At 59.7% G+C, this 10,793-nt stretch carries 10 protein-coding genes and 1 pseudogene; 3 read left to right on the forward strand and 8 right to left on the reverse strand.

The annotated features are described in order from the left end of the window. Nucleotides 1–654 (forward strand): HAD family hydrolase (locus tag ACIONG_RS26500; RefSeq protein ID WP_401303654.1); only part of this gene is annotated, 654 nt, incomplete at its 5' end. A gap of 45 nt (nt 655–699) precedes the next feature. On the opposite strand, the gene ACIONG_RS26505 is transcribed toward ACIONG_RS26500, so the two are convergent. The 4 genes from ACIONG_RS26505 to ilvA are packed head-to-tail and all read right to left on the reverse strand — an operon-like array spanning nt 700 to nt 4,403. Continuing rightward, nucleotides 700–1,167, reverse strand: coding sequence for a DUF2269 domain-containing protein (locus tag ACIONG_RS26505; protein WP_213026877.1), 468 nt, complete (start codon nt 1,165–1,167; stop codon nt 700–702). Continuing rightward, entirely contained in the window at nt 1,164–2,420 is a 1,257-nt protein-coding gene (locus ACIONG_RS26510; RefSeq protein ID WP_401303656.1) for an SDR family oxidoreductase, read from the reverse strand. Before ACIONG_RS26510 ends, ACIONG_RS26505 begins: the two co-directional genes overlap by 4 nt. A gap of 15 nt (nt 2,421–2,435) precedes the next feature. Next, complete coding sequence (locus tag ACIONG_RS26515) at nt 2,436–2,849, reverse strand: DUF2269 family protein (RefSeq protein WP_103304358.1); 414 nt, start codon at nt 2,847–2,849, stop codon at nt 2,436–2,438. Between the two features lie 39 nt (nt 2,850–2,888). Then, the gene (gene ilvA, locus ACIONG_RS26520; RefSeq protein ID WP_103304359.1) at nt 2,889–4,403 is read right to left on the reverse strand and encodes a threonine ammonia-lyase, biosynthetic; all 1,515 of its coding nucleotides are present in this window, start codon (nt 4,401–4,403) and stop codon (nt 2,889–2,891) included. Between the two features lie 312 nt (nt 4,404–4,715). Here ilvA and rpiA point away from each other — a divergent pair, with 312 nt between their 5' ends. Beyond that, nucleotides 4,716–5,390 (forward strand): ribose-5-phosphate isomerase RpiA, encoded by a 675-nt coding sequence (gene rpiA / locus ACIONG_RS26525; RefSeq protein WP_007913886.1) that lies wholly within the window; start codon nt 4,716–4,718, stop codon nt 5,388–5,390. 180 nt (nt 5,391–5,570) lie between these two features. Here rpiA and ACIONG_RS26530 read toward each other — a convergent pair whose 3' ends face one another. The 4 genes from ACIONG_RS26530 to ACIONG_RS26545 form a co-directional block, all read right to left on the reverse strand. Continuing rightward, nucleotides 5,571–6,488: an SdiA-regulated domain-containing protein gene (locus ACIONG_RS26530; RefSeq protein ID WP_401303658.1), complete on the reverse strand. Its 918-nt coding sequence runs from the start codon at nt 6,486–6,488 to the stop codon at nt 5,571–5,573. A gap of 117 nt (nt 6,489–6,605) precedes the next feature. After that, nucleotides 6,606–7,529, reverse strand: coding sequence for an SdiA-regulated domain-containing protein (locus ACIONG_RS26535; RefSeq protein ID WP_213026880.1), 924 nt, complete (start codon nt 7,527–7,529; stop codon nt 6,606–6,608). 297 nt (nt 7,530–7,826) lie between these two features. After that, on the reverse strand, nt 7,827–8,492 hold the full coding sequence (locus ACIONG_RS26540) for a fumarylacetoacetate hydrolase family protein (protein ID WP_315445101.1): 666 nt from the start codon (nt 8,490–8,492) through the stop codon (nt 7,827–7,829). A 41-nt stretch (nt 8,493–8,533) separates the two neighbouring features. Then, nucleotides 8,534–9,928, reverse strand: a complete 1,395-nt coding sequence (locus tag ACIONG_RS26545; RefSeq protein ID WP_315445100.1) for an FAD-binding oxidoreductase — start codon at nt 9,926–9,928, stop codon at nt 8,534–8,536. Nucleotides 9,929–10,134: 206 nt separating this feature from the next. Here ACIONG_RS26545 and ACIONG_RS26550 point away from each other — a divergent pair. Next, nucleotides 10,135–10,726 (forward strand): annotated as a pseudogene (locus ACIONG_RS26550) (NAD(P)-dependent oxidoreductase); the annotation flags it as partial. Between the last annotated feature and the right edge of the window lie 67 nt (nt 10,727–10,793).

Genomic DNA, 10,793 nt, shown 5'->3' on the forward strand with positions numbered 1-10,793 from the left:
CGCCTGGCTCTATTCGATTTGCACAACACCCTTCTCGGCGGCGACAGCGATCACGCCTGGGGCGACTATCTGTGCGAACGCGGCTTCCTCGACCCGATCGCCTACAAGGCGCGCAACGACGAGTTCTATCAGGATTACCTGGCCGGCAAACTGGATAACGCAGCCTACCTGAACTTCTGCCTGGAGATCCTCGGCCGAACCGAAATGGCCGTGCTCGAGCAGTGGCATAACGATTACATGCGTGACTGCATCGAGCCAATCGTGCTGCCCAAGGCACTGGAACTGCTGAAAAAGCACCGCGATGCCGGCGACAAACTGGTGATCATCACCGCGACCAACCGCTTCGTCACCGCGCCGATTGCCGTTCGTTTGGGCGTCGAAACCCTGATCGCCACCGAGTGCGAAATGGTTGATGGCCGCTACAGCGGGCGCAGCACTGACATCCCGTGCTTCCGTGAGGGCAAGGTGACGCGCCTGAATCGCTGGCTGGAGGAGACCGGCTATTCGCTCGACGACAGCTATTTCTATAGCGATTCGATGAATGATTTGCCGCTGCTGGAGCAAGTGACGAACCCGGTGGCTGTCGACCCGGACCCGAATCTGCGCGCCGAAGCCGAGAAACGTGGCTGGCCGGTAATCAGCCTGCGCGACTGATATCCGCTTGCCCACAGCGTTTTGCACATCGCTGTGGGCGCCGCTTCACGCGGGTTTTGCCACCATCAGGTAGAAAATCGCCATAAACGCCAGAAATGCCGGCCACCCCAAGGCAAACCACCAGCGCATGTAGGTCGAGGCCTTTACAGGCATCGGCGTCCCTTGCAGCAGCGCCTGATCGGCCATCCTGTGCACGCGAATCTGCAACCAGACCACCGGCAACCAGCAAATTCCGGCCAAGACATACAGGCCAATGCTCCACATCAGCCAGGTCTGCTGCAGCGGCCAACCGGCCATGTGCATCAAGCCCAGGCCACTCAACGGCTGAAACACTGCTGTCGTGGTGGTGAAAGCCCAATCGGCAAACACCAGATGCTTGAAGGTCACGGCAATCACTTCGACCTTGCCGGAACGCCACGCCCTGAGCGCGTAATAAGCCGAGCCGGCACCCAGCCCGAAGAGAATCGTCGACGACAGAATATGCAGGGTTTTCAGCAGCAGATAAGCGCTCATCGGCGAGGTTCAGTCCAGAGAAGCCATAAAGTAGCCACCATCAGCACCAGATTTTTGCCGACGGCCGCGTAAGGATCAAACCAGTAGTGGGGCAACACCAGGGTTATGTAGACGGTGTAGGCGAGCATCAACCCCAATTGCAGGCGAAACGCTTGCCGGCGCCAACGGTTGAACAACATGGCGACACCCAATACACCATCGAAGATGGCACCACCGATCACCGCAAACTGCGCCCAGGCGCCGTGCACGCCGGTTTCGCCCATGATCCGCAGGCTCCATTGGTAGCCGGGGCCCAGACACACCGCGGCAGTGCCCAGCCAGATCAGCGCCATTGCCACCAGCATCAACGGGCGCAATGCGCGTTGGGTACTTTGGGCAACGATCGGCCAATCTTGCAGGCGAGTGTGTAGCGGAGCGGCTCGATAGCCGCAAATCGACGTCAGCACGTCGGGATCAGCGAGATTGTCGCGCTGCGCCAGCTTCACGCTTTGCCGATTCAATGCACGCCAGCCGAAACGCTCTCCCAGCCAACTGCCGGTGCGCAGCAATAGTTGCGGAACCTGCACATAACGTCCCGGCATCCAACCTTGCGCCCGGCGCAAACAATCGATGACCTGAGCCAGCGTCATCGGCTCAGGCCCGACACACGGCAACACCAGCGACTGCGCGGGCCATTGCCGCAACAGGGCCAGCACCGCACCCACCACGTCATCGATATGGACGGGTTGTGATCGAGCCTTGAGATCCAACAGGGGAATCAATAGCCATGGCGAAAGCCCCGCGAGCCAGAGACTGCTTGTCCCGCCAGCACCGAGCACTAGCGAAGGGCGCAGCACCACCGCGACGGTGTCCAGCTTCAGCAGGTAGTCGTCAGCCTGGCCTTTGCTCGCCAGAAACGGCACATCGGATTGTGCCGCCGCACCCAGCGCTGAAATCTGCAGAACCCGCACGCCTTTGCGTGCGGCCAGATCGAACAATGCCCGGGCACCGCGATCCTGAATCAGGCTCAACGCCTGTTCATCCACGCTCAACAGGCCGGCGGCATTGATCAGCAAGTCGATATCGTCAGGCAAAGCAAAATGCGTGGGATCGACCGCCAGCACAGCGAGGTCGAGCTGACGCCATTCGACACCTGGCCATACCGACACTTGCGGTTCGCGGCTGGTGGCGATGACGCAATGGCCCGCAGCGCACAGCGCACGCAGGAGGTGGCGGCCGACAAACCCGGTGCCGCCCACCAGCAGAATTTTCATCACAGTCCCTGTCGCTTAAACCGGTTTTGCGCCCATCAATCCGGCAATCGCGAGAAACCCGACGGCGCTGACAATGGCCAGAATCAGGGTGAATTTCCAGTTACCGGCCTGACCGACCCGCACGCGGTTGAGGCGCGCCAGCAACCACAAGGTGCCGAGAGTCGCCACGGTGTAGATCACGCCAGAAAACAGAATCCAGGTCTGGCCCAGCGGCCAGCCCACCAGGTGCACCAGCCACCAGCCGCTGAAGGGCATGCTGAACATGCACAGCAGCATCAGGCACCAGACGAAAATCCACGGGCGACGCAACGTGCTGGCCGCCCCTTCGCTGCGCTTGCGCCAGGTCAGATAGCCAAGACCGACACCACAGACCAGCAATACGGCTGTCGCGGCGACATGCAGGATTTTCAGAGTGGTCAGGGTTTCCATACTTTGTCTTCCTTGGGACGTGCCCTTCAGCGTAGCCGTTTAGCCAAGAAACAACTGATAGGCCGGGTTCTCGCTCTCATCCCAATACGGGTAGCCGATTTCTTCCAGCGCCGCCGGTACCAGATGACGCTCGTCATGCGGCACTTGCAGACCAGCGACCACCCGGCCATCCGCCGCGCCGTGGTTGCGGTAATGGAACATCGAGATGTTCCAGCGCCCACCGAGCTTGTTGAGGAAGTTGAACAGCGCGCCCGGACGCTCCGGGAACTCGAAGCGAAACACCACTTCATCGACCACCTGCGCAGCGCGTCCGCCGACCATGTGGCGGATGTGCAACTTGGCCAGTTCGTTATCGGTCAGGTCGAGGACCGGGAAACCCTGCTCGGTCAGGCTCGCCAGCAGTGCGCTGCGCGGATCGTTTTCCGGGTGGGTCTGCACGCCGACGAAGATGTGCGCTTCGCTGCCGGTGTTGTAGCGGTAGTTGAATTCGGTGATCTGGCGCTTGCCGATGGCCTCGCAGAAGGCCTTGAAGCTCCCGGCCTTCTCGGGGATGGTCACGGCGATGATCGCTTCGCGGCCTTCACCCAGCTCGGCGCGCTCGGCTACGTGGCGCAAGCGGTCGAAGTTGACATTGGCGCCGGAGTCGATGGCCACGAAGGTCTGGCCGCTGACACCGCGCTGCTCGACGTATTTCTTGATCCCGGCCACGCCCAAAGCGCCGGCAGGTTCGGTGATCGAGCGGGTATCGTCGTAGATATCCTTGATTGCCGCGCAGATCTCGTCAGTGCTGACGGTGATCACTTCATCGACGTAATCCTTGCAGATGTCGAAGGTGTGCTGACCGATCTGCGCCACGGCGACGCCGTCGGCGAAGATGCCCACGGTCGGCAGTACCACGCGCTCGCCCGCCGCCATCGCAGCTTGCAGGCAATTGGAGTCATCCGGTTCGACGCCGATGACCTTGATGTCCGGCCGCAGGTATTTCACGTACGCAGCGATGCCGGCGATCAGCCCGCCGCCACCGACCGGGACGAAAATCGCATCCAGTGGCTGTGGGTGCTGACGCAGAATCTCCATCGCCACGGTGCCCTGCCCGGCAATGGTGTGCGGATCGTCGTACGGGTGAATGTAGACGTAGCCTTTTTCGTCGACCAGTTTCAGCGAGTAGGCCAGGGCTTCCGGGAATGAATCGCCGTGCAGCACCACTTTGCCGCCGCGCGAACGCACGCCTTCGACTTTGATCTCGGGGGTGGTCTTGGGCATGACGATGGTGGCTTTTACGCCCAGCACTTTCGCCGCCAAGGCCAGACCCTGCGCATGGTTGCCCGCCGACGCGGTGACCACGCCACGGGCGCGCTCTTCTTCAGTCAGTTGGGTCAACTTGTTGTAGGCGCCGCGAATCTTGAACGAGAACACCGGCTGCAAGTCTTCGCGCTTGAGCCAGATGTCATTGCCCAGCCGCTCGGAGAGCTGGCGAGCGTTCTGCAGCGGGGTTTCTACGGCAACGTCATAAACGCGCGAGGTGAGGATCTTTTTGACGTACTGTTCGAGCATCGGAAAGCATCACTGAGCGGGTTGGGCAGGGCCAAGGAGTCTAACCCGGCTTTTGCCCGGGCGACCACACTAAACAGGTGGTTTTAGCCAGCGAGAACCCATTGTGGCGAGGGGATTTATCCCCGATGGAGTGCGAAGCACTCCCCCAGCAGTCATCAAGTGATACCGCACCCTCAGGTTTCACGACGACTGCGTCGCCGGTCGGGGCGGTGCGACGTTTTGTTAAATCCCCTCACCACAGGAGGTTTTCGCCGGGCATGGGGATATAATGCCGGCCTTTCCGTTCTCCCCTCGCCCGCTTCCGGAGCCCGCATGACCCAGGATCAACTCAAACAGGCAGTGGCTCAGGCCGCCGTCGACTTCATCCTTCCGAAACTCGACGACAAGAGCATCGTCGGGGTCGGCACCGGCTCCACTGCCAACTGCTTCATCGACGCCCTGGCGCAACACAAGGGTGCGTTCGACGGCGCAGTCGCCAGCTCCGAAGCCACCGCCGCGCGCCTGAAGGGCCACGGGATTCCGGTGTATGAGCTGAACACCGTCAGTGACCTGGAGTTCTACGTCGACGGCGCCGACGAAAGCGACGCTCACCTGAATCTGATCAAGGGCGGTGGCGCGGCCCTGACCCGCGAGAAGATTGTGGCGGCTGTGGCCAAGACCTTCATCTGCATCGCCGACGCCAGCAAACTGGTGCCGGTGCTGGGCGAATTCCCGCTGCCGGTCGAAGTGATCCCGATGGCCCGCAGCCACGTCGCGCGCCAACTGGTGAAACTGGGCGGCGACCCGGTCTACCGCGAAGGCGTGCTGACCGACAACGGCAACATCATCCTCGACGTGTTCAATCTGCAGATCACCAACCCGGTCGAGCTGGAAGCGCAGATCAATGCAATTGTCGGCGTGGTCACCAACGGTCTGTTCGCGGCGCGTCCGGCGGATCTGCTGTTGCTGGGTACCAGCGAAGGCGTGAAAACCCTCAAGGCTGAGTAAGCCGGACTGCCCGAAATTGATGGGCAGATGAAATTCCCCGGTAGGAGTGAGCCTTTGTGGCGAGGGGATTTATCCCCGATGGACTGCGCAGCAGACCCCTTTTCTGGGGCCGCTTCGCGACCCATCGGGGATAAATCCCCTCACCACAGGGCCAGCTCCCACAGTGTTTTGGGGTGTTGGTTAGTGCTGTACCGGTTTTTTGAAGACGTAAAACAGGTTCGGCTCACTCACCAGATACAACGTCCCGTCATCATCCATCGCAATGCCTTCGGCTTGCGGTACGGTCTTCTTCAAACCTTGGCGACCGCCACTGATGGACATCGTGCCCAACGGACGTCCATCGACATCCAGCTCCAGAATCAATCGCGACTCGTCCGACAGCGCCAATAAATGGCCGCTGCGCTCGTCGTATTGCAGGCTCGACAGGTCGCGCACGAACATCCCGGCGTCACGCTTGGGGTTGTTGATCACATGCACCGCGTAGGACTTCTCCGGATTGAAATGCGGAAAGCCGTGCACTTCGTAGATCAGCATCGGATTGCGCTCTTTCGCGACAAACAGGCGCTTGCCCACCGAGTCATACGCCAGGCCTTCAAAACCTTTGTTGCTGGCCATATGCACGCCGAGGGTCATCTGCTCAGCGTCGGCCGCGTCGAGGAATGTGGTGCCTGCCTCCAAGTGAATCTTGATCAGCCGCTGCTGACGCTCATCAGTGATCACGTAGGTGTCGGCGCTGATGTACTCGACGGCTTCGGGATCGCCAAAACCAATCAGGGCAATGCGCCGCAGGATCTTGCCTTCAAGCGACAGTTCGACCAGCTCGGAATTCTTGTTGGTCACGGTGAACAGGCTTTTGCGCACCGGATCGAAGGTCAGCGCCGAAACATCGTCGTCCAGCCCGTCAATCACCCGCGCCTCAATCTCCACGCGATACTGATCCAGCCCAATCGACTCGCTACTCTGCGGTTGCCACAGTGTGTGCAAGTTAAACCAGGCGCGCTCGAACAGGCGCATATATTGACCGATCGCAATCAACGCGATCAGGGCAATCACCGACAGGAAGACAATCAGAGGTTTGGGGCGGGCAAGTCGACGCATGTGGATGGGCTCGGGATCAAAACAGGCGGATGAAATATCACGCCCGTCTGAACTGAAGCTTAATGGCCACTTGCCTGTCAGGACAATCAGACTTGTCTGAAATTGCCGCGAGGACAGTTATCGCTTTTTTTCGAAGCGATAGAACAGGTTGGGTTCGCTGACCATGTACAACGTGCCCGCCTCGTCCATGGTCACGCCTTCGGCGCGGGGGATGGTGTTCTTCAGGCCGTTGAAGCCGCCGAGCAGCGTCATGAAGCTGACCTGCTCGCCCTTCTCGTCCAGTTCCAGCAGCAGGTGCGAATCGGCGGACAGCACCAGTGTGTGGCCAGTGCGCGGGTCGATTGCCAGAGCAGAGAGATTGCGGATATCCAGCTCATCACTGGCCAGTTTCTGCTTGTCGCCGTTCAGAGTCTGGCTGCCATCGCTTTTCCAGGTGAACAGTGCCGGCGGGCGTTCTTCACCCAGCAGCAACTGGTGGTTGCGCGGGTCCCAGGTGATCGCTTCGAAGGCCTTGTTCTGGTCTTTCGACGGACCGAGGTCGTATTTGGGGAAATTGGCGATGTTCAGTTCACGGGTGTCGGCATCGACTTTGACGATCGAGAGCAGGTGCTGGCGCTCATCGACAATCGCCATCAAGCCGTTTTCCATGACGGTCAGGCCTTCAGGATTGCTCCAACCCACCAGCGGCATCTTGCGCAGCACATCGCCTTGCAGATTCAGCTCGGCGAGAAACGGATTTTTGCCCATCACCGAAAACAGGGTCTTGGTCTGCGGGTTATAGGACAGGTCGGAGGCCTCGTCCTTGTCCATGCCCGTCAGCGGCTTGGCATCGATGACCACCCGATAGTCCGGCAGCCAGATGCTTTCTTTCTGCTCGGCCTGGCTTTCGAAGCGCTCCAGCACCCACAACACACCGCGGTCATCCCAATGCATGGCGAACGCCAGGCCGTATGCCGCGGCAATCACCAGCAGCAGCCAGGCATACCAGCGCAGGGCGAATCGTGAGCGGCGTGGCGATTTGAGCTGAGGTTGAGATGACATCGATGGACGCGTTCCGAAATTTCAGGCTATGGGTAATAGCATAAAGAAGCCGGCTAAGACGCCAGAATGAGAGGAATTATCCGTACAAGATGTGAAAAAAACGGCAAATGGCGGGATTGCCCTGCACCGTTGCGGGAAGGATCACAAATCTGGATGTGAGACCGACTCTTGTGGCGAGGGGATTTATTCCCGATGGCTGCGAAGCGGCCCCAAAAGCTGGGACTACTGCGCAGACCATCGGGGATAAATCCCCTCACCACAAAGGCTAGCTCCCACAGGAGATTTGCGGTGTGGCGGTTAGCGCACGCTGCTGGTGAAGCTGCTCGCACCGACCAGTTCCAGAACGATGTCATCGCCGACATTCAGCGGACCAACACCCACCGGCGTGCCAGTGAGGATCACGTCGCCGGCCTGCAGCGAGAAGCAGCCGGCCATGTGCTGGATCATCGGCACGATCGGGTTGAGCATCGCGCTGCTGTTGCCGTCCTGACGGACTTCGCCGTTGATGGTCAGGCGGATGCCGATGTCGGTCAGGTCGGCGAAGGTGCTGCCGACCACGAACGGGGCAAGCACCGCCGCGCCGTCGAACGACTTGGCGATTTCCCACGGCAAGCCCTTGGCTTTCAATTCAGCCTGTTTGTCGCGCAAAGTCAGATCCAGCGCCGGGGCGAAACCGGAGATCGCATCGAGCACTTCTTCACGGCTCGGTTTGGTCGACAGCGGCTTGCCGATCAACACGGCGATTTCCGCTTCGTAGTGCACCGAGCCGCGCTCGGTCGGAATGCTGAAACCGCCTTCCAGCTCGACCACGCAACTGCCCGGCTTGATGAACAGCAACGGCTCGGTAGGCACCGGGTTGTCCAGTTCCTTGGCGTGTTCGGCGTAATTACGGCCAATGCACACGACTTTCCCGATCGGGAAGTGGATGCGCGTGCCGTCGACATACTGGTGCTGATAGCTCATTTACCGACTCCTGCCTTCATTGATTCATCAAGAATTACAGATCAAACCGCGAAGATCTTGCCCGGGTTCATGATGCCGTTCGGGTCGAACACCGCTTTCACCGCTTTCATGTACTCGATTTCGACCGGGGAACGGCTGTAGGTCAAGTAATCGCGCTTGGTCATGCCCACGCCGTGCTCGGCAGAGATCGAGCCGTTGTACTTCTCGACGGTTTCGAACACCCACTTGTTGACGGTGGCGCACTTGGCGAAGAACTCGTCCTTGCTCAGGTTTTCCGGCTTGAGGATGTTCAGGTGCAGGTTGCCGTCGCCGATGTGGCCGAACCAGACAATTTCGAAATCCGGGTAGTGTTCGCCGACGATTGCGTCGATTTCCTGCAAGAACGCCGGCACTTTCGAAACGGTGACCGAGATGTCGTTCTTGTACGGCGTCCAGTGCGAGATGGTCTCGGAGATGTACTCGCGCAGCTTCCACAGGTTCTGCAACTGGGTTTCGCTCTGGCTCATCACGCCGTCCAGCACCCAGCCCTGCTCGACACAGTGTTCGAAGGTTTCCAGTGCGCTGTTGGCTACTTCTTCGGTGGTCGCTTCAAATTCCAGCAAGGCATAGAACGGGCAGTCGGTTTCGAACGGCGCCGGCACATCGCCGCGCCCCATGACCTTGGCCAGGGCTTTGTCGGAGAAGAATTCGAACGCGGTCAGGTCGAGCTTGCCCTGAAAGGCGTGCAGCACCGGCATGATCGAGTCGAAATCGGCAGTGCCAAGGACCATCGCGGTGAGGTTTTTCGGCGCACGATCCAGACGCATGGTCGCTTCGACGACGAAACCGAGGGTGCCTTCAGCGCCGATGAACAGTTGCCGCAGGTCATAACCGGTGGCGTTCTTGATCAGGTCTTTGTTCAGCTCCAGCACATCGCCCTTGCCGGTGACGACTTTCATCCCGGCCACCCAGTTGCGGGTCATACCGTAGCGAATCACCTTGATTCCGCCGGCATTGGTGCCGATATTGCCGCCAATCTGGCTGGAACCTGCAGAAGCGAAGTCGACCGGGTAATACAGGCCTTTTTCTTCGGCGACGTTCTGCAAATGCTCGGTGACCACACCCGGCTGACACACGGCGGTGCGGTCTGTGAGGTTCACGTCGAGAATCTGGTTCATGTAGTCGAACGAGACCACCACTTCACCATTCGCGGCCACCGCAGCAGCGGAAAGCCCGGTGCGCCCGCCCGATGGCACCAGCGCGACCTTGTGCGTGTTGGCCCAACGGACAACGGCCTGCACCTGCTCGATGGTCTTGGGGAACACGATGGCGCTTGGGGCCGGGGCGAAATGCTTGGTCCAATCCTTGCCGTACGCGTTCAGGGAGTCGGCGTCGGTCAGGACCTTGCCAGGCTCGACCAGGGTCTTCAGTTCATCAATCAGGGCAGGATTGGTCATCGACAGAACTCTCGAACAATTCATGGTCATCCTGAGAACGCTTCACGTCGCAGGAATGAGTGTTTAGCGGGGCGGCTATGCTAGCATACCGACCCCGCAGGACAGTGCCCAAGGCCAGATCTGCGGTAACGGCTTTCCTGCCGTTTGGGTCAGCTCCAGGCTGCTCCCCTCCCTGCCATTTTTCTCCGGGATACAGGTTTACGCAGATGAGCAAGACTTCTCTCGATAAGAGCAAGATCAAGTTCCTTCTTCTCGAAGGCGTCCACCAATCGGCTGTCGACGTCCTCAAGGCGGCGGGCTACACCAGCATCGAATACCTGACAGGTTCCTTGCCGGAAGCCCAGCTCAAGGAAAAGATCGCTGACGCTCACTTCATCGGCATTCGTTCTCGCACCCAACTGACCGAAGAAATCTTCGATCACGCGAAGAAGCTGGTGGCAGTCGGCTGTTTCTGCATCGGCACCAACCAGGTTGACCTGAGTGCTGCCCGCGAGCGCGGTATCGCCGTGTTCAACGCGCCGTACTCCAACACCCGTTCCGTAGCGGAGCTGGTGCTGGCCGAAGCGATTCTGCTGCTGCGCGGCATCCCTGAGAAAAACGCTTCCTGCCACCGTGGTGGCTGGATCAAGTCTGCGGCCAACTCCTTCGAGATCCGTGGCAAGAAGCTGGGCATCGTCGGCTACGGCTCGATCGGTACGCAGCTGTCGGTTCTGGCTGAAGGCCTGGGCATGCAGGTGTTCTTCTACGACACCGTGACCAAGCTGCCGCTGGGCAACGCCACTCAGGTCGGCAAACTGATCGTTATTGTGTGGTTTTGGGAAATAGTGTTGATGTACGTTTAGTTATCGGTTGTGTCCGTTTGTTT

Source organism: Pseudomonas sp. NPDC087817, assembly GCF_044742875.1.
In the GTDB taxonomy this organism is placed as follows: Bacteria; Pseudomonadota; Gammaproteobacteria; order Pseudomonadales; family Pseudomonadaceae; genus Aquipseudomonas.

Excerpts from the sequence above, each read along its gene's own strand:
- ACIONG_RS26505 (WP_213026877.1), bottom strand. The coding sequence starts at position 1,167 with ATGAGCGCTTATCTGCTGCTGAAAACCCTGCATATTCTGTCGTCGACG.
- ACIONG_RS26540 (WP_315445101.1), bottom strand. The coding sequence starts at position 8,492 with ATGAGCTATCAGCACCAGTATGTCGACGGCACGCGCATCCACTTCCCG.
- ACIONG_RS26545 (WP_315445100.1), bottom strand. The coding sequence starts at position 9,928 with ATGACCAATCCTGCCCTGATTGATGAACTGAAGACCCTGGTCGAGCCT.
- ACIONG_RS26510 (WP_401303656.1), bottom strand. The coding sequence starts at position 2,420 with ATGAAAATTCTGCTGGTGGGCGGCACCGGGTTTGTCGGCCGCCACCTC.
- ilvA (WP_103304359.1), bottom strand. The coding sequence starts at position 4,403 with ATGCTCGAACAGTACGTCAAAAAGATCCTCACCTCGCGCGTTTATGAC.
- ACIONG_RS26530 (WP_401303658.1), bottom strand. The coding sequence starts at position 6,488 with ATGCGTCGACTTGCCCGCCCCAAACCTCTGATTGTCTTCCTGTCGGTG.
- ACIONG_RS26515 (WP_103304358.1), bottom strand. The coding sequence starts at position 2,849 with ATGGAAACCCTGACCACTCTGAAAATCCTGCATGTCGCCGCGACAGCC.
- rpiA (WP_007913886.1), top strand. The coding sequence starts at position 4,716 with ATGACCCAGGATCAACTCAAACAGGCAGTGGCTCAGGCCGCCGTCGAC.
- ACIONG_RS26535 (WP_213026880.1), bottom strand. The coding sequence starts at position 7,529 with ATGTCATCTCAACCTCAGCTCAAATCGCCACGCCGCTCACGATTCGCC.